At 35.3% G+C, this 18803-nt stretch carries 16 protein-coding genes and 1 CRISPR repeat array; of the genes, 1 reads left to right on the top strand and 15 read right to left on the bottom strand.

What is annotated here, in order from left to right; translation table 11 throughout:
- Nucleotides 1-91 precede the first annotated feature (91 nt).
- From ANA_RS23195 to cas6, 8 genes are all read right to left on the bottom strand, one after another.
- On the bottom strand, nt 92-1171 hold the full coding sequence (locus ANA_RS23195) for a hypothetical protein (protein ID WP_015081713.1): 1080 nt from the start codon (nt 1169-1171) through the stop codon (nt 92-94).
- Nucleotides 1172-1197: 26 nt separating this feature from the next.
- Nucleotides 1198-2538: an IS4-like element ISAsp3 family transposase gene (locus tag ANA_RS23200; protein ID WP_015078275.1), complete on the bottom strand. Its 1341-nt coding sequence runs from the start codon at nt 2536-2538 to the stop codon at nt 1198-1200.
- A gap of 73 nt (nt 2539-2611) precedes the next feature.
- Nucleotides 2612-3009: a CRISPR direct-repeat array (repeat unit 37 nt; unit sequence GTTTCAATCCCTAATAGGGAGTAAGTGAAATTGCAAT).
- A gap of 263 nt (nt 3010-3272) precedes the next feature.
- Nucleotides 3273-4406 (bottom strand): ISAs1-like element ISAsp2 family transposase, encoded by a 1134-nt coding sequence (locus ANA_RS23205; RefSeq protein WP_015078025.1) that lies wholly within the window; start codon nt 4404-4406, stop codon nt 3273-3275.
- A 517-nt stretch (nt 4407-4923) separates the two neighbouring features.
- Nucleotides 4924-5196, bottom strand: coding sequence for a CRISPR-associated endonuclease Cas2 (gene cas2 / locus ANA_RS23215; RefSeq protein ID WP_015081714.1), 273 nt, complete (start codon nt 5194-5196; stop codon nt 4924-4926).
- A gap of 41 nt (nt 5197-5237) precedes the next feature.
- Nucleotides 5238-6242 (bottom strand): type I-D CRISPR-associated endonuclease Cas1d, encoded by a 1005-nt coding sequence (cas1d, locus tag ANA_RS23220; protein WP_015081715.1) that lies wholly within the window; start codon nt 6240-6242, stop codon nt 5238-5240.
- Nucleotides 6243-6332: 90 nt separating this feature from the next.
- A complete protein-coding gene (cas4, locus tag ANA_RS23225) occupies nt 6333-6986 on the bottom strand; it encodes a CRISPR-associated protein Cas4 (protein WP_015081716.1) in 654 nt (217 codons plus the stop codon).
- Nucleotides 6987-7030: 44 nt separating this feature from the next.
- A complete protein-coding gene (locus ANA_RS23230; RefSeq protein ID WP_015081717.1) occupies nt 7031-7399 on the bottom strand; it encodes a four helix bundle protein in 369 nt (122 codons plus the stop codon).
- 363 nt (nt 7400-7762) lie between these two features.
- Nucleotides 7763-8581 carry a CRISPR-associated endoribonuclease Cas6 gene (cas6, locus tag ANA_RS23235; protein ID WP_015081718.1) on the bottom strand — a complete coding sequence of 273 codons (819 nt, stop codon included), beginning with the start codon at nt 8579-8581 and terminating at the stop codon, nt 7763-7765.
- A 104-nt stretch (nt 8582-8685) separates the two neighbouring features.
- On the opposite strand from cas6, the gene ANA_RS23240 reads away from it, so the two are divergent.
- The gene (locus ANA_RS23240; RefSeq protein ID WP_015081719.1) at nt 8686-9105 is read left to right on the top strand and encodes a hypothetical protein; all 420 of its coding nucleotides are present in this window, start codon (nt 8686-8688) and stop codon (nt 9103-9105) included.
- Here ANA_RS23240 and cas5d read toward each other — a convergent pair whose 3' ends face one another.
- From cas5d to cas3, 7 genes are all read right to left on the bottom strand, one after another.
- Nucleotides 9106-9813, bottom strand: coding sequence for a type I-D CRISPR-associated protein Cas5/Csc1 (gene cas5d / locus ANA_RS23245; protein WP_015081720.1), 708 nt, complete (start codon nt 9811-9813; stop codon nt 9106-9108).
- Nucleotides 9814-9818: 5 nt separating this feature from the next.
- On the bottom strand, nt 9819-10862 hold the full coding sequence (gene cas7d / locus ANA_RS23250; protein ID WP_015081721.1) for a type I-D CRISPR-associated protein Cas7/Csc2: 1044 nt from the start codon (nt 10860-10862) through the stop codon (nt 9819-9821).
- 88 nt (nt 10863-10950) lie between these two features.
- A complete protein-coding gene (cas10d, locus tag ANA_RS23255; RefSeq protein WP_015081722.1) occupies nt 10951-14298 on the bottom strand; it encodes a type I-D CRISPR-associated protein Cas10d/Csc3 in 3348 nt (1115 codons plus the stop codon).
- On the bottom strand, nt 14291-14707 hold the full coding sequence (locus ANA_RS23260; protein WP_235082158.1) for a type VII toxin-antitoxin system HepT family RNase toxin: 417 nt from the start codon (nt 14705-14707) through the stop codon (nt 14291-14293). Before ANA_RS23260 ends, cas10d begins: the two co-directional genes overlap by 8 nt.
- A 41-nt stretch (nt 14708-14748) precedes the next feature.
- Nucleotides 14749-15768: a PDDEXK nuclease domain-containing protein gene (locus ANA_RS23265; protein WP_015081724.1), complete on the bottom strand. Its 1020-nt coding sequence runs from the start codon at nt 15766-15768 to the stop codon at nt 14749-14751.
- Between the two features lie 164 nt (nt 15769-15932).
- Complete coding sequence (locus ANA_RS26330) at nt 15933-16130, bottom strand: hypothetical protein (RefSeq protein WP_041458712.1); 198 nt, start codon at nt 16128-16130, stop codon at nt 15933-15935.
- Nucleotides 16131-16572: 442 nt separating this feature from the next.
- Nucleotides 16573-18750 carry a type I-D CRISPR-associated helicase Cas3' gene (cas3, locus tag ANA_RS23275; protein ID WP_015081726.1) on the bottom strand — a complete coding sequence of 726 codons (2178 nt, stop codon included), beginning with the start codon at nt 18748-18750 and terminating at the stop codon, nt 16573-16575.
- Between the last annotated feature and the right edge of the window lie 53 nt (nt 18751-18803).

The raw sequence follows: 18803 nt of genomic DNA on the forward strand, positions 1-18803 counted from the left end.
ATGAGAGTTTTTACTATCCTTTGGTGATGTCTGCGGTGATTCCTACGGAGCTTTATTTCACAGAGCGATCGCCCCGCATTTCCCCCACATTCTATATTTCCGCATCTTTTACACCTAATACCAATAATTTTATTTCAAAGAGCGATAGCGAAGCGCTCCGTAGGAATCGCCGCATTTTCCCCCAAGAACCATAAGTATTAGCCTTGACTTTATCAAGTTCCGATTGCTTTGCTAAATATCCCTCAGTATCGTTGTTCCCCCTAATGTAACGTAGCTCAAATACTTTAAATTGATCAATAGCCCTTGCTCCCACAACTTGGGCAATTTGAAAGTCAGTTCTCCCCTCATCGAATTTCACCAAGGCTACTGCCACTTTCTCTCTGATAGTATCTGCTAATTGAGCGCGGGCGCGTTGTAATTCGGCTACTTTAATTTGGAGATCAGAAATAGCGATAGCGAAGCGCTCCGTAGGAATCGCATTGCGATTAGCTTCTGTATTTGTCCCTTGAGAAGCTGTAAATAAGGGTACACCAATAACATTAATTAATCCGTTAATTAGTCCAGTTTTACCATTAAATATTCCCAATAAATTATCAATTAATCCGTTCCCCTCTTGAGGTTTACCAGCGGTGGGAGTCGGTCCGAGTAAATATTGTAAAGCTGGAGTTAATATAGAGAGTTTTACAGTTTTGGCATTTTTAGCCCTAGCCTCATCTATTTTGCTAGTTGCTTCTTGGATTCTGGTATCCAATTCTTTTAGCAATGGTGAATCTGCAACTGATTTATTCTGTAATTGTTCTAGACAGCTTGATGTAGTTTCCAAGCATGGTAAACCACCCCGCATGATCCGCCACATATCATCATTAAATTGCTGAGTCAATAGCTTATCAATATCAGGTTTTGAGAAAGGGTTTTGATTCTTAGGGGAAATTTTATTATCTAAATCATTAGCTTTTTGTTCAGCTTCTTCAGGATCTAATGGTTCTGCCGATTCTTCTGTGGTTTCCTCTGTCGAAGTCTCAACGTTATTATTTACAGGCGTTACAGGCTTTAGTGTCGGACTTGTCGGAGTTTTATTGACGGGCTTTGTCGTGGTTTGTGTCGGGGTTTGTCGGGGTTGGGTCGTTTGCGCTAATGTAGCTTCAATTCTTAGGGGAAATATTAGAAACAATAGTAATAGTCAATACTGTAGCCAAATTACGAGGGTTCAACGGCTGTAGGAGCATTGTGAACACGACCAAGAGAGGTAAGCTTGGCAAAAATCTGGGCTAATAAAATAGGCTCTGGTTGTTCCGGAAGCATTTTTAACATTTCACGAACATATCGAAAACCACGACAGTAAGCCTTAAGATCAATAATTCCAGCACCAGGATTATCTTGACGGAATTGAGCTAAAAGATAATGAGATAAGTTGACCATAAAAAAAGAAAGATTGGCCGCATTAGTCACCGCAGTTTGACCCCGATTCATAAAATCTTCCAATCCCCAGAACTGCTTGGCATCACGAAAATTAAATTCGATTTGAAAGCGGAGTCTATAGTAGTCGATTATTTTCTCATAAGACAAATCTAAGTCACTGGAAAATAAAATCACATGACTAACAGCATTCGTCTTGATATTTGTTTTTACCAAAATCACTACATTCAAGGATTGAGCAAATTCTTTGTGCAGTAGAGTCATTTGATAAATATCAGTTTTGATATCTTCGTCAATACTGCTTTGACGTAAATATTCCCCAGCAATATTACGCCAGTCCAGCTTATCTCCGTATTTACGACGAGAACGATGATTAGGGTCAGGATGTTGGTAAGGTATGTATAACGCCGAATCGTGGCGTAATTTGGAAATTATGTGTAACTTTACCTGTCTAGCCATTTGCAAAGCATTATTGTTCCCAAAGTGACCATCTACAACCAAGTAAGTGAGGGGGATAAAGTTAGCTATTAACTTAAATAGCTCATTAATCATTTTCTGAATTCTTAGTAGTTCAGATGTAAAAATCACCTCCTGTTTATTTTTGTTCTTACTCCCTTTTGGTCGTCCCCGTCCAGGTTTTTCTTGAGGTTTTACTTCTGGAATTGGTGAGACAATACTTTTTTCTACATCGCTCTTGATTACCTGTTCTATCTGAATCGGAAATGAGTGTCTTTGTTGAACACTTACTAATGATAAGGTAAAGAAAGATAGCCCCGATATTGGTTTGCTTGTTAGACTTGAGAAGAACCTATCTAATCCATAGGTTTTTTTCCCGGCTTTGCTTATTACTACTTCATCTCCTGCCAACAAATAAACATCATTTGGGCAAAACAAATGCCGCCGAAAAAACACCCAGAACACCGTTGCCCACGGTATGACTGTCCGAAAGAATCTGATTACCGTCCGATAACTACCACCACTAAGCGTCCAACGCGAAATTCCCAACATCGTTACTCGTCCGCTCATTGCTAACATGGCCATGATGATCTGACTCAATTGCCGCATAGTCGTCACTTTTATTTCTGGTAGCAGGCATTGCAGGAGTGTTAGGATATCAAACATGGGCTGTATGTGGTTTTCGAGTTTTTGTTTTGGAAGACTATAACTCTACTACATCAGCCCTCTCTCTTCATCCTCTTTTTTTGGCTACAGTATTGAAGTGAAATTGCAATTTTGACCTTTCTAATATTAATGCCACTTTTGGTGGTTTCAATCCCTAATAGGGAGTAAGTGAAATTGCAATTCAGGTAATTTTCACCATTAGTTTTTGACTTTTTTAGTTTCAATCCCTAATAGGGAGTAAGTGAAATTGCAATATGAAGGTTGGGATAATGGCACAATTTTATAAAATGTTTCAATCCCTAATAGGGAGTAAGTGAAATTGCAATTTTCTACGATCAGAGACTGCTGTCTACGATCAGAGTTTCAATCCCTAATAGGGAGTAAGTGAAATTGCAATTGCTTCCATTGTCGAATCACCGCCAGACAATTCCAGTGTTTCAATCCCTAATAGGGAGCAGGGGAAACGCATCTAAATTATCTTGACAGAATACTATATTAGTGCATCAATATGGGAAAATATCTAACTTCATTCAAAATCTGATAAATTCCTTTATTAAAATTATAAAAATTTCATAAATTTAGAGTAATTATTTATTTTTAATGATGGATTTATTTTGTTCAGTTCTATATATTAATATCTATATTTTTTGGCATCAAAAATATAGATTCTATTGTAGAATCAACAGAAAAATAAATTGGTTATATTTATATTTGTCTATATTTTCTGATTTTTATCAGATACATTCTAAAATCTTCTCTAAATATTCATCATCCCATCCTGCACAAAACTGCTTACTTTTAGTTCCTAGTTTTTGGCTTTTTTCTTTTCCTAAAAGATTAACTGCTATATGACGAATAACTGCAAAGTTTTGTGGTGCATTATCCTTTCTTATCCGACAATCATCTTCTCTAAAAGCTACATCTAAAACCCAGTGTAATGAATTCTCTATACCCCAATGAGTGCGGACTGATTCTCCTAGTAATTTCGCATTATTTGTCAAACTACTTATATAATAGCCTGTCTCAACCTTCGTTTTTCCATTAACTTTTCGTATATATTCTACCATTCCTACACTTTGAAGATTTACCCATTTCTTATCAGTATCTATTCTTTCTTCTATGTCTGATAACATGAGATAATGACGAATCTCTTCTCTTCCATGTTTGTCTTCTTTTGTATGAAATTCACTATATTTGAATCCCTCAAACCCTTTAGATATAGCTTCTTTGAAGATTTCTTCTACATTCTTATATAAATTACCTTGATTCTTTTTGAGTGCGATAATATATTCGCCTGATTTTTCTGCAATTGATTTTACTATCTCTTTTTGACACCCCATCGCATCAATCGTTACTAAACATCCGGCTATATCTAATACTTTAATTAATTCCGGTATGGCTGTTATTTCATTTGACTTTTCTTCTACTTTACATTGTCCTAATACTAATTTATTACTAGTTGCCCATGCACTTACCATCTGAATCGCACCTTTATCCTTTCCTTTATCATATGAATGCCTTAATGTTTTCCCATCTATTGCTATGACTTCTCCTTCTGTAATTTTATTGATAGATTTTATCCAACTCAAAAAACAATTCTGAAATTGTTGCGGATCTATTCTCGCAAATACTCTTGCGAATGTATCATGAGATGGAATCCCGTTTGGAAGTTCTAAAAATTGTTTTAGCCATTTTTCTTTCTTTTTTCCATAAGCCTCCATCAATACCCAACTATCTACTCCACAGATCACTGCACAAATCGCAATGGTTACTATATCTATTAATTTATGCCTTTTTGTTCTCTCAACTCTTTTATCTTCTAAATCTTTAAAGTGATCTACTATTGTGATTTTTGGTGGTAGCTTCATTTTGTGAATTTTGTCTCTTTAGTTTTATTGAGAATACCACTTCAACTCATTTTATTGATTCTTATAGAAACGAATTTACCATCAAATTTTCTTCATACTCATTTATTGGCTTGATATTAACATGGTAATACTGCCCTTTTTATCTATTCATAGAAGTTACATTTTGTCAAAAAAAATTAGATGCGTTTCCCCTGTAATAGGGAGTAAGTGAAATTGCAATTTTATATTATGGCTCTGACCGATGGTTGCAATTGTTTCAATCCCTAATAGGGAGTAAGTGAAATTGCAATAGCGGACGGCTGAAAGCCTATATATATGTAGTTTTCAAGGTTCAGTTGCGCGGATAGTCTTATAATAATCCATTTCAGAAAAAGTGTCAAGGAGTAAAATAGCTGAAACCCTTGCTGTGCAAGGTGCGCGGATGGATGAACTCCATGAACTCCATGAAAACGTTGTGTGGACATGATTTCAGGCATTTTTTGAGAAATTGAATTTTTTACACCCACCCATCCGCGCATTAAGCGAAGAAAATCGTCTGATCACGGGGTTCTTTACCACCAATTCTTTCTATTTTACCAAAACAGCAAGCACAAAGGAAGTAAAAGCGAATGCTGTCGGTTTCAGGTTTAATGAGTTTATTAAGACGCGATCTTAACTTAGCATATTGAGTATCAGTTAACTCACATTCAAAAATACTATACTGTACCCATTGGCCATAGGATTTGAGAATACTATGGATTTTAGTCCGGCGTTTATCCTCAGAAATATCGTAAGAAATAACAACATTCATAAATTCTCTGCGAAGTTATACCTTGTTGATGTAGAGAAGTTTTATTTCAGTACCAAAGGGGGATATTTATCAGTTGTTCCCATTAAATACTTGGACAGTAATCTTGCTTGTAATTCAAAAGCTTCTCGATAAGTACATTTACGTCCCATTACCGGGTGTTTAAACTCCGATAGTTTTTTCTTTTCGTACAAAGTCAAAAAAGTTTTGCGTCCTTCTGGAATGAGAGAAACAGCACCGCTTAATGGTTCAGTCACAAAATCTGCTGGGGTTAATAATTGCTTATTCAAAATAGATAAAACTACCGCATCTACCACTAAAGGGCGAAACTCTTCCATTAAGTCTAAAGCTAAAGAAGGGCGATTATAGCGATCAAAATGTAGATATCCTAAATATGGATCAAAACCGACAATATTCACAGCACTTTGTACATCATGACGCAATAAAGAATAACCAAAACTTAACAATGAATTTACTGGATCTGTAGGTGGACGACGGACACGCTTAGTAAAAGAAAATTTAGAATTACGAATCAGACTATCAAAACAACCAAAATAAGCAGCACTACCAGAACCTTCTAAACCACGCAAAGAATTGATATTTTCAGTTGAACTAATTGCAGCAATTACCTGTTCAATGCGAGCAATACTTTTAGATAGATCAAGATCATTAAATTCACGCTGATAACGCATTAAAGTTTGACGGTAATTTTTTAATTTTCCTCTAACAAAGCCTTGAACAGCATGAATAGATTGGGGGGTTTCTCCTGCTGCTTGCCATTGTGCCTTGCGAATGAAAATATTACCAGTCATTTCTGGCTCTAACCGTCCTAAATAGTGACCAATTTTATTGATAAAAGATAGAGGAATATGACGAGTCATTAACTCATCTACAACAGCCGGCGAAATAGTTGCTCGTCCTAAAACAACTACACCTTCAAGATGAATAAATGGAATATCTTGAAGAATTTTCTTTTCAAATTTCACATTAATCCGTTCATCAACCTTACCAATAAAAGCATCATCTTGTGTGATGTAAAGAGTACCCATAATTAAATCCTCAAAATAGGTGACAGTAGACAGGTGACAGGTAACAGTAAAAAGAGTTTTAGAAAGGTTTTTGTATCAAGTATAAATTTCTCAATTTGCTTCTTGATAACGTCCAACTTTATCAGCAACTTGGGGCAAACATCGAGAATAAAGACTACAACCATCACAGCGTTTTGTTTTGACAGCTTTTGGCATAGCACCTGTAAACAGTAACGTTTGGATAGCTTCAATAGTAGCAATCGTACTACTTCGTAATTCTGGGGTAATTTCTACTAACTTCCGTTGATGAGTTTGAGCATAATAGATATAGCCAGTATTGATATTTTTTCCTGTCATTTCCTCCAAACACAAAGCTTGAGCGCAAACTTGTAATTCATCATTATCCCATTCTCCTTTACGTCCTCTTTTATATTCAATAGGGTAAAATTCGCCATTTTCAAACTCAATTAAGTCAGATTTACCGATAAGTTTATATTGATCTGATTTGAGATAAATCGCCCGTATTTGGTAAGTTTCCTCACGGTTTTGTTCTCCAACTGTGTGAACTCGTTCATGTAAACTTGTACCCTCAATAGTATATTGATTATCAATGAATTCACCTGCACAATGAATCAACCAACAACGATGAGGGCAATAGGAATATTGGTTTAAAGAAGCGATACTAACGTAATCATCATCAGAGGTGACAGGTGACAGGTGACAGGTGACAGTAGGAAGAGAGTTAGTTAGTTCGTTTTGAAACATAATTAATTAAAAGTGGTAAAAATTGATAGGGGGAAGAAAGTTATTTATGGTGTATTTAAGATTTTCAAACGAAGAGAAGTGAGCATTTTACTAATTTCTATAATCAGCGATAATGTAGGATTTGCTTGTTCTGAAGTTAGATAATTTAATCTAACAGCAAGCATTAAAAAAGTTTCTGTTTCCATTAATGAACCCTTAGCTATAGATAAAAAATGTGCAAAATCGTTTTTAGTTGTTCCTCGTGCATGACCTTCGGCAATATTAGCTGGAACAGATGCAGCAGCGCGAGTAATTTGTGAAGTAAGACGATAAATTTCTGTATTTGGAAATCTAGCAGCTAATTGATAGATATTCACTACCATATCCATTGATTTTTGCCACACAATTAAATCTCGATGTGATTCAATCTTCATAAATAACTCCTCTTCCCTTATTTACTTTTGCCTCTAACCTATTAACTCTCCCTCTTACCTTCTTTCCTCTTCCCTGTCACCTTATTACTATCACCTGTCACCTGTTCCCTGTCACCTGTTCCCTGTCACCTGTCACCTGTCACCTGTTCCCTGTCACCTGTTCCCTGTCACCTGTCACCTCTTCCCTGTCACCTGTTCCCTGTCACCTGTCACCTGTTCCCTGTCACCTGTCACCTGTTCCCTGTCACCTGTTCCCTGTCACCTCTTCCCTGTCACCTGTCACCTGTTCCCTGTCACCTGTTCCCTGTCACCTGTCACCTGTTCCCTGTCACCTGTCACCTGTTCCCTGTCACCTCTTCCCTGTCAGCTTCTCCTCACCATTCCCATTCCCATAGTTGTTTTTCTACCAACACCAGCATATAAAGCAAAATCAGCTAAGGCGTTAATTTGCTTAATTGCCGTTGTTTCTACATTGCCAAGAATGCGATAACTAATTTCACCTAAACAACCAATAAATTTGTTGTCATAGTTGCTAATAACTTCAGTATTGATATTAAAAGCACTAGCATAAATTGATTCAAAAGAAATATTGGTTAATTCAATACCGCTATATTTATGCCACCGATTTAGTAGACTATTGAAAACAGACTCCCTTGTTGGTAAAACATTATCAAATTCACCTTGACGAAAAGCTACAGGTGTAGAAAAGATGAAATTAAGATTGCGTTCTTTCTCACTTGCTTGTTGATAAAGTTGATGATAATTACAAGCATTTGCCCAAGGTTGATTAGATTGGGGTGTACCTTGAATGCTGGTAATATATAAGTTGGCTGAACCTAAGTGCCAAGGTTGTTTGGGGTTTATATTTAACCATAAAGGTGTGAGTTGACTAAATAAATTGTCATTTAATAAAGAAATACGCCACCAACAAGAAGTACCAGCAGGAATAGAGTTTTGATAGGCATATTGTAAGGTATAAGATTGGGTTTTATGTTTGTTTTCTACCTGCAATGGGGAGAGAGTAAAGGCTTTATCGGCGTTTGATTCGTGTAAATAGTCTCCTAATTTTCTATCAACAGAACTCACTAGGTTAAGAAATAAGGCGTGGTAATGTCTACCTGTGAGAAAATTGGGGTAAATTGGAGATTGGGGGACGATGTTAAGGATGAGACTATGGGGCATAATTTTTGCAGTGTGGCACAATTTGTAAATAGATAATGAAAACTAAGAAAGATTCAGACTATAGAACGTATAAAGTAATTAACATTGAATAAAGAGTAAGACAAATGACAGTTGATAATTATCTTGAAGCAACAGCACTTAGTAAAAAGTTAGAAACCAGTTTACCAATTAAAGTTAAGGTGGCAAAAGAATTATTGAAAATGCTGAAGACAAGAGGAGACATAATAAATCCAGAGAAAGAATTTGAAGTTGATTGGGTAGCTTATTCTGGGGATGAAGGCGGGATTATGTGCAGATTGGTCAGCAAAAACGATAATCCCGAAGATGAAGATAAAGCACTATATATAGTGTCTATTACCCATCTCAAAATAGATCCAGATCATCCTCATGCTGAAGAAATAGCAACTTATCAACGTGATCGAAATCGCAAGTTAATGTTACAAAATCGTGGTAGTTTGATGACTGAATTAATGCCTTTACGCTCTCCTAAAACAAAGAAGAGCGGTAAAGGTTTTGGAAAATAATTAACTCCGAAAACGGTATTGCATTAACTTGGGAAGTTTTACTTTTTTGATATCATCAAAATAGTAATATTCCCCTTGTATTTGCACATTTTGAATCAGACTTACTGGTGGCATATTTACCACATCATAGCTAATAACTTGATTAGTAAACATGACATCCAAAGGATTTAAAGGATGAGTGCAGGTAAATAAATCAGTTTTGATTTTTGGTTGTGGTAATTTCTCAACCGTAATTTCTGCTTTACTCATCCATTTACCTAAACGAATCCATTTAGGTAATTTGATCTCTTTTTGAGAAATTAGAAAGAACTCAAATTGACTTTCTGGTGCAATTTCCTTTGCTCTACCAAAACTGGGAATATTCTTTTGGGTTTTTTCCATTTCTACATGGTAGTTATTATTTGCATATTTCCATGTATTGAGAATAGATGAATGCCTCAGAGATCGAGCCGGAGTTATATAGATTCCTTGTTCATTTAAAGGAGTTAAATGTGCTTCATATTTTGGTACTTGTTCGGGGCAGAAATAGCGATAGGAATCTTCTTCAGCAACGGTAGTTGAGTAGATTTGACTATCAACTAAACCAAGGGCATAACAGAGGGCGTAGTTATGAATTATTGCCTCTGTTTCGTATAGTCTGCCGATTTCACGGGTGGCAAAATAGAGGCTGTCATGTAGTTCTAATTGACAACGGTAGATAAACACCATTTTTGTTACTCCGCTTTAGCATTTTTACCTGCTTTTGGTTTTGCGGTTTTTGCTTCTTCAGACTTACCTTTAATATGCTTTTTAGCATAAGCCTTAGCTTCATCATTAGCTTGTTGTAAAAGTGATTTAATTCCTGCTTCGTTATTTGTGAGGTTTTTAACTTCATTGACTAGAGGTATAAAAGCATCACCAATTAAATCTGTATGCACAATAAATTCATCATTCATTAAATTCTCAATTGCACTTTTAGCCGATGTAATTACATCATCTTCATCTAAAGGATCTGGGGATTTGAGAGTATTATTAGCCTTCATTTGATCGTATATGGCTTGAGTCCACCGCAGGTTACTGGTAATTTCTCCATCAGCAAAAATCACACCGACTAATTCATTCCTAACGCGACCTGTGCGGGTTGTTTGTGCGCCATAATGACGAGTTCTGAGAATGTTATTAAAAACATAAAGAAAACTAGCTTCTGTGGGGTCTTTCAGTGTTACAATACTAGGAAAGAAAACTTGTGGTCTAATGTGATCTTGTTGATTAATTCTGCTAGTAACTTCACCAGCTTTAGAACCACTTTCTCCTTTAGAAGCCATTGTACCATTTTCAAAAGGAGCATTCAGAGTAAAGGTTTCATGAGATTCATCAAAAGCTGTAATTGAAAATGCCGTATCTACCACTACTTTTGATTTTTCTGAACCAGAATCACCAATAGCAAAACCGTAAATTATACAATCAGGATTATCCATTGCAAAAGATACGTTATATTCACATTCTTCTGCTGTCATGAATTCATATTTACGGAGTAATTCTCTACCTACTAATCTTTCTGGTGTTGACTGTTTACGTTTGAACATTGAAAGACGGCTAATGGTATTTTTATCTTTGACTCCAGCCCTTACCCGTGCTTTATTAAGTTCGCTATCTGTTTGAAATAAAGGATAAGATTCAGTAATGCGAACGGTGAGAAAGTGGGCATATTTTCCCATTGGTTTATAGGGAATTTCTGATTGAAATAATTTAGCGTCAACGGTTTTTAAAAGTGCCATGTTTTTCTCCAAAATGAAGTGCGGAATGTGGGTTGATAAAATTGTTGGTAATTGTTCGTTGGGGTAGGGGTTTAGCAATGCTAAACCCCTACGATTCATTGTCAGTATTTGCAGAGTTTTGAGAGTTTTCCTTATCATCTTCTAAACGGTAAAGAAATTCACAGGTATCTCGAATTAGATTCAATTGACGGCCTGCTAACCGGGCGCGATCGCTCTTAAAACACCCCTCAAAAACATCCTCTACAAAATACCTTGCAAACTCTAAAACAGCTTGTCTTTCTTCCTCCCTTTTACTCATAATCCAACGTCCTTCAGCAGTAGAAGAATGTACCCGATCCATGAGTTTAAAAACCTCTGCCGCTACAGTTGAAGTTAAAACTTCTCCACCAAACATACATAAATCTGCTTTGAGAATAATATCCGCAGCAATATCAATGGGTTTTAAAACAGCATTAGCTTTAGGATTAAACCTTTTATTAGCTCGATAAAAACGGCGATAAAGTTCCGTTAAATTTTTAGGATGATTCAAAGTTGATTTTTCTTCCACAATTAATTTCTCCTGAGTAGAATCAAATTTTGCATAAGGGTCAAAACAAGGGTAAAAATGATAGGTGTAAAGTTTGATTTTCTCAATTCTTGCTGTCTCAAGTTTTTGATTACGCACCCATTTATTCAGATAAGAAAAGACATGAAGAGGACTGGTTTCAAAATCCTTGGATAATTCTGTAAATTTACCCCAATTAGCATCATAGCCAGTCTTACCTTGCTTTGCATTAACATCTAAATGGATAGCGTAAGCAGCAGTTAGAACATTTAAAGGTGCAGGATATTCAATACCGGACTCTTCCCAACCTTCAAGAATATAATCAAGTCTGAATCTATCTCTTTTTACCAAAGTTCTAAAAGCATGAGGCGCACTATCCAGAAATACCGTTTCTTCAAATTCTGCACCATCATTAAATGGGGGAATAGGAGACTCAGAAACCACAGTTTTCACATCTAAAATCATCGGAAAAGCGAACGCTAACCAACTCGGCATTACCCAAGATTCTGTATCAGTGCTATCCCTTCCAGGAGGTAAAGCCATGAAATAAAAAGTTAAAGGTTGATCTTCTGGATAAGAAAGTTTAAAAGTGCGATCTTTTTCACTATCTAAATTCTCATCAATTAAGAAACTATCCACACATTGATAATTTTCTTTGGTTAAATCAACCTGTAAATCTTTACTAATGAAATGATTACGGATGCTAGTATCAAAACGAGTTTGAGCAATGTTCATGTAAGCTTTTTGTAAAAACTTATTAGTTTCTGGGGTAAAGTAATAAGTTGGATAAAAATAGAGATAGCGATATTTACCATCTTCAAATCTTTTACCGACTGCTTGAGTTTGATTCATGAGAATCTGTCTCAGCATCATTTCTACACCTGCAATACTAGAAATATTGCGTTTAGCGTTAGAACCTCCTAACATTTGTTTATTTGTATAAACTTGAGGTGTAAATAAAACTGCTGACTCCATCTGTTCAGTGACAGTATATGCAGAATGAGAAATTGAGCAAATTAATTGTTTACCTCTCCCTGATTTTTTCGCAGCATTATAATTAGTCAACTCATTGATAAAATTATCAATTTCCGTGGTGACAGATGTTAGTTTATTGGTATGAGGTAACATGACAACTCTTGATACCCACAACCTTAAATCATCCCAACCATCAGGTAATTGATACTGTGCCAGAATTGGGGAAATTAAATCTGTTAAGTAATAAATTACCTGTTGACAATTTTCGCGGACATCTTCAATACCTGGGTGTTTTTCTAAATATTTAGCCGCTAGATAATACCATTCATAAGGTACACCTCCTGTATTACCTTTGAGTTTTTGTTCTTTCAAACTTTCATTAATGCGTTGAATTTCTCGAACCTGCGGTAAATATTCTGTTAAATTCCAAAATTCCGCGACTTTGTGAGTTAAATCAAAATTTGGAACTTCTGGTAATTTTTTATCTTTCTTCCTTTCAGTTTCAATTTTATTAACTATTTCATCCCAAATTTTGCGAGTAATTAAATCACCAAATTCGGCAATTTGATCAATACGGATACTATCATCAAACTTAAAATCATAATCAGAAGATAAAACATTCTGTTTTTGGAACTTCACTAAATTCTCACTACGACTTTTAGCAATAGAAGGTTTATTAGTATTGAGAATGCGTAAAGTCGCATCTAAAGCCACTTGCATTAAAGCAGGAGATTCAAAAAATAGGTTGTAATATTCGGCATATTTCATCCCTTTTCCATCTCTACCAAATCCCGTTTGTCTGAGTTTTAATTGACCAGAACAAAGGGATTTAATCTTATTAACTACCATATCTGGTAATATTTCTAGTGAGATAGGAGGAGCATCACGCAACGCTAGATAAATTACCCCTGTTGGTAGATATAACAAAGGTTGATAATATGTATTTTCAGCAGTATTTAAGTTAGTGTGAGCTTCAATTACTGCATTATTAACAACGTTGGTTAAAACGCCTCTATTTTCGGCAATGTGATGATAGGTAAATTTCAATTTACCATCACTGAGACTGTGGAGAATTTCATTAAGTCTCGTATTTTCTGCATCTTGGGGATGTTTGATAATTGAAGCGAGAGAATCAGCTAAACAGGTTAAATCACATAAACTGCGAATAGTTCGGTCTTTAAGAACAGGATTTAACCCAAATTCTGAAAAGTTCCAGTTAGTATCCCAGCGTCGTTGTGCATTATAAGCCATACACAACAAATCATCAATATATTCTTGATAAAGTTCGGGATTATCTGGATTGATAAATTTATCAAGTCCTAATTGTTTGACTTTTTCATCAATAATTTTGCGATGTTCATCTAAAGGTAACTTGCGACATTCTTCAGGTGCATCTGGGAATTTTTCAAAATCATGTAAAATAAAGCCAGCAATTACTAAACGTCGTTCTTTATCTTTGACTACTCTTTTAACTGTGGTATCCAGTTGTTCTAATCTTTGCTCAATTAAATTTGCTGGAAATAAGCCATTAAGTAAGTGTGTATTTAAAGATTGGTCAGCAGCATTATCACGTCTAACTTTTGTTTTACCTTCTGCTTCTCGTTTTTCGTCTATTTCATCAAAGAATTTACCACCTTTAGCAGTGACACCAATAGCTATTTTTAGCAAATTGGGTAATACATATTCGCTAAAATCTGCCATGACTTGATCATGAGGATTTTGCGATTGTATTGCTTCTTTTAATAACTTGAGTGTGAGTAATTGTCCTTTGGTTTCAATAGTTCTATCACTATCACTATCAAAACCAAAATCACTTGATGAGAAAACATCATCTGAGATTTCATCATTTGAATAGATTTCCGTTTCTAAAAGTGATAATTGTTGATGTTCATTTGCATCTTTACTTTTTTTAGGCATTGTGTTCTTCCAATGAAATTAAATAGGAGTTTATTTGTCTGACGTAAAGGGGATATTGCTTTAAAGCAAAATTAATTGCTTTAAAAACTTGATTTGGATCTATATCATCATATTGATAAATTAGGTGTTTTATGAATTCTGTTGATGATGCTAAATTTTGGGCTAATTCTGGTGTAATTGCTTGATATTTAGCAACTTCAATAAAAGATTCAAAATTAGTAGTAGAATTTCCATGATTTAATCTTGACAAAATATGGTGATTAATATCTATTGCGGTTTGAGTTATTAAATGTAAGAGTCTTTCTGCCAGAAGTTGTTGAGAATAATCAGCTAAAAAATTATCAAGGCTTAGAGAACGAAAATTTTCTAATGTCTTGTAATATTTTGTGATTAAGTTTGTTTTAGTCACAATTAGATAATTAATTTTCATGTTTTTATCCCAAATAGTGTTTATTCAAAGCCTTCTAGTAATTTAGCAATCTGTTCAGGATCAGGAAGTTGATTTTTTAGTTCTTGAGGTAATTGAGAAACTATCTGATAAGTGGCTACACCAATGGGTTTATTAGAATCTTTGAGTGCATATTCCACAATAGTTCTCTGTTTAGATTTACAAAGAATAATGCCAATAGAAGGATTTTCATCTGGTAACTTTACCGTGTTATCTAAAACAGATAGATAAAATTGCATTTTGCCAACATATTCAGGTAAAAATTTACCAATTTTTAATTCTATTGCCACCAAACACTTTAAACGGCGATGATATAATAGAATATCTATAAAATATTCTTCATCATCAACTTCTAAGCGATATTGACTACCAATAAAAGCAAATAAACCACCCATTTCTTGTAAGAATGGTTCAACTCTTGTCAAAATTGCTTGTTCTAGCTGTCTTTCGCTGTGTTCATCTGCTAATTCCAGAAAATCAAAAGTATATTCATCTTTAACAGCTAGTTTTAATTGGTTACGTATCTCTGTTGGAACTGTTTTATTAAAGTTAGTTTGATTGAGCAGAGTTTTTTGATATGTTTGATTTTCAATTTGGTGAATTAAAACATTTTTTGTCCAACCAAATTTACGAGTCATCTTAATATAAAATTCTCGTTCTAAATCATCTTTACATTTTTCTAAAATGACTACATTGTGAGTCCATCCAATTTCTGCCACCAATGGTGGCAGAATTTTCTGAGAGTGGTAAGTTAGGTAAAAATCTCGCATTCTCCAAATATTGCGAGTAGAAAAACCACTAATACCTGGAAACTCTGCTTGTAAGTCTTTTGCTAACTGTTCTACGACTGATTTACCCCAATTAACATTCTGTTGTCGGGTAACAATCATCTTGCCAATATCCCAGTAAAGGTTAATCATTTCTCGATTAACTGCTTTGAGAGCATCGTATTGGGCTGCACGAATTCGTTGTTGTACTTCCATAAGTAGATGTCTGTAATTATCAGAAATTGAATTATTCATGATGGAAATATTTCAACGATGTGATTCTTTCTAGTAATGTTTATGGTTTAGTTATTTAGTATTTATTTTGGTGCGTTACGCTATGGCTAACGCACCCTACTAGCTAGTTGAAATTAAGGAGTTTGGTAAACCAAGAAGTTTATATTTCCAAACTCTTTAACACATTACGCAGCTAATTCCATCAACTCTAAATGAGTCAAGTAGATTGTCTGCGGAAATAAATTTAGTTCAAGTTGCTTATAGAGACTTGGTTGTGGTTGTTGAATTTCTTCTACCAATTCCAGTACATCCTCAGTTACAGTAGATTGTTCTGAGGTATAAGCTTGCAAGTCAAAGAGTTCCATCTGTTGATGGTTGTCCATATAACTCTCCAATTAAATTGTTTACTTGGAGGCTTCTGACTAGAAATAAGAAAACACTGCGGGTCAGAGGAATAAAATATTGTCCAACCAGTCTCCGTTCCTGCACTCAAGCGTTGAAGCCACACTAGCTGATGATAGCATAGTTTTTTGGAGAACAGTATCAGAAGACCATTTAAATTTCTTGCATCTGATTTTATTCCCTGAGAAATTAATGTACAATCTGAATTGAAAGATTTTATGGGCAATGAGTAACCCCTATTAGGGATTGAAACTTCCGCTACTGTTCTCAAGCGTTTATGCCTTACTGCCCATATCAGCAAGCTGGAGAATAAATCAACAAAAGCTTGCTTGACTCTATAACCCCTATTAGGGATTGAAACTGTATTTACTATTGAATGTTTCCCTGTTAAATTTCCTAAAATTGACGGTAGAAGCGAAAACCTCAAGCAATCCATATCTCATCTCCTTTGCTTTTGAAAGTATAAGCAAGCGTATCTAGTAGCAGCGCAGATTGACCAAAAGCTATAGAATAGGGCTGAGTTGATTCATGAATACTGTATTGATCACTGATGGGATAAAGTTGAAAGTGCATAGGTAGCCTTAACCGCATCCGCACTTCAGCAACTGGACGACGAATTACATAACAAACTAACCCCTCTTTTTTCAGCTTTTTATCAATTTGACCTATCCAAGCATTATCCGGTTGCCATACTCCCACCCCTGTTAAAACCTGTACTTTCCAAGCGTCAGCTATGGGTTGCAAGTCTCCAAAATAGGTAAATTTCCAGTTCAACCGTTCCTCACGGTAGGAACGTAACTTGATAAATGCGAGACAATGAGCAAATCTACCTTTAGCTATGGGTTGTCCGGTTTGTTGGGCAGTTTCTTTTAATGTCCGTATGAATTCTGCTTCCGTCCACATTTCTATTTCTAAGTTGCTTAAAATTCCCGGTAAATCATAAGTTTTAAATCTTTCTGCTTCGTTAATTTCTGTCAAATCATATAAACCACATTGCAAAGGACTAGAACCACGAAAACTCGCTGCATCTTCAGCAATGGGATTTCCTGATTTACCTGACATTTCTTTCCAGTTTTTAGCCCATCCTGTAATATGTCCAGCTTGTGATTTTAAACTTGTATTAAATACTTGTTCACAGGCTGTTTGGAACTTTTCTCGACTTTTAGCATACTGTTGTTTAATAGTGCGATCGCTCAATTTACAACATAACCAAAATGACTGCACAGCACCCCATCGGCGATAATAACCATGAAAATCATTGATTTTACGATATTGCTCTTTTATAGTTTGTTGCAAAAATGGACGATCATAAATATTATCAGTTTCTAATGGTGGTGAATCTGTTTGAAATAAACGCTCAACTAAAAAATTAGGAACTAAAGCATAAGCTATGAAATTATCAAACTTAATTTCTTGACCATTTTTCTCATATCCATCATGTCTTCCTAATCTTCCCAATCGTTGAATAAAGTTACCAGAATCTGATGATTCAAAAATCAGGAAGTTAATTTTAAAATCAACTCCCACATCTATTGTACTTGTACCCAGAACCAAATCAGCCACAAAACTTAACTCTTTTTCTCCTTTACTTGATAAACCTGTATTTTCTCCCACTATTAAATTATCAGATTTTAAAAGTTCCTGAAAAAACGGAGTTAGTCGCTTAACTGCTGCAATTGAATTGAGAATAATCGCACCTTTACTACCTGGGTATTGCTGAAATTGAGATATAATTAAATTACTATTTTCTTTTAGCCAAGTTTCAGAAGCTTTAAAACTCGGTTCTAAAGGCATAAAATTGAGTGCAATTCCTCGCGTTACCTGTCGCCATTCTTTGGACTTAAGTTGCACTTCTTGTTCTGGATCATCAGGAAATTGATATTTATTTTCTTCTAAAGGATTAATTTCTTGACAACGAAATCCGGCTACTTCTAATCTGCTGATTAAATCTCTATCGGGTGTAGCTGAAAGAAAGAGAAACTTTTTCCGGCGGTTTGTACAATGAATCAACAGCATGGTGTTAATTACGCTGGCAATTTGGGGAGCAGCAAAAACATGAAATTCATCAAAAATAAATAAATCAAAGTTTTTATTAACTCGCCCCCAAAGTTTATCAGGACTATCATCATGGCTTAGATATGCTCCATGATGTAAGTAGTGGAAAATATCAGGATTGGTTAAAAGTATTTCAGATTGTACTACACGAGTTAAAAGTGCAGCACCTTTTTTTAATTCTTCGTTTTCCGCATAAATTTCTAAATCAGCCCCATTCAATCTAACTACACGAGGTTGATTTCCTGGTTTAAATATATCAATATATCCTTTAATTTGTGCTTCTTGATCACGTGCTAATTCATTAGTTGGGTAAAGTCCAATCGCGGAAAATTCACCTTGAAGAACTTCTAAATAAGCAGCTAAACTTTTACCATCTCCCGTCATAGCAGTGTTGAAAACTACATCAATATTTGGATCGCGCAAGGCTTTTAAAGTTTCTAATTGATGCCAAGATAAACACCAACCATCTGGTAATTTAACCCCATCAGGTGTGGGGACGGTTTGAGAATAAACAGGTTTGAGATGAATACTGTAATTTTCTGACATACCCTTAATAACTTATTTCAATTTCTGCAATCATTAGTTGCAATTTCTAAGTG

It is taken from the genome of Anabaena sp. 90 (assembly GCF_000312705.1).
Classification (GTDB): Bacteria; Cyanobacteriota; Cyanobacteriia; order Cyanobacteriales; family Nostocaceae; genus Dolichospermum; species Dolichospermum lemmermannii.

Excerpts from the sequence above, each read along its gene's own strand:
- cas1d (WP_015081715.1), bottom strand. The coding sequence starts at position 6,242 with ATGGGTACTCTTTACATCACACAAGATGATGCTTTTATTGGTAAGGTT.
- cas10d (WP_015081722.1), bottom strand. The coding sequence starts at position 14,298 with ATGCCTAAAAAAAGTAAAGATGCAAATGAACATCAACAATTATCACTT.
- ANA_RS23230 (WP_015081717.1), bottom strand. The coding sequence starts at position 7,399 with ATGAAGATTGAATCACATCGAGATTTAATTGTGTGGCAAAAATCAATG.
- ANA_RS23205 (WP_015078025.1), bottom strand. The coding sequence starts at position 4,406 with ATGAAGCTACCACCAAAAATCACAATAGTAGATCACTTTAAAGATTTA.
- cas5d (WP_015081720.1), bottom strand. The coding sequence starts at position 9,813 with ATGGTGTTTATCTACCGTTGTCAATTAGAACTACATGACAGCCTCTAT.
- ANA_RS23200 (WP_015078275.1), bottom strand. The coding sequence starts at position 2,538 with ATGTTTGATATCCTAACACTCCTGCAATGCCTGCTACCAGAAATAAAA.
- cas3 (WP_015081726.1), bottom strand. The coding sequence starts at position 18,750 with ATGTCAGAAAATTACAGTATTCATCTCAAACCTGTTTATTCTCAAACC.
- cas2 (WP_015081714.1), bottom strand. The coding sequence starts at position 5,196 with ATGAATGTTGTTATTTCTTACGATATTTCTGAGGATAAACGCCGGACT.
- cas4 (WP_015081716.1), bottom strand. The coding sequence starts at position 6,986 with ATGTTTCAAAACGAACTAACTAACTCTCTTCCTACTGTCACCTGTCAC.
- cas6 (WP_015081718.1), bottom strand. The coding sequence starts at position 8,581 with ATGCCCCATAGTCTCATCCTTAACATCGTCCCCCAATCTCCAATTTAC.
- ANA_RS23265 (WP_015081724.1), bottom strand. The coding sequence starts at position 15,768 with ATGAATAATTCAATTTCTGATAATTACAGACATCTACTTATGGAAGTA.
- ANA_RS23240 (WP_015081719.1), top strand. The coding sequence starts at position 8,686 with ATGACAGTTGATAATTATCTTGAAGCAACAGCACTTAGTAAAAAGTTA.
- ANA_RS26330 (WP_041458712.1), bottom strand. The coding sequence starts at position 16,130 with ATGGACAACCATCAACAGATGGAACTCTTTGACTTGCAAGCTTATACC.
- cas7d (WP_015081721.1), bottom strand. The coding sequence starts at position 10,862 with ATGGCACTTTTAAAAACCGTTGACGCTAAATTATTTCAATCAGAAATT.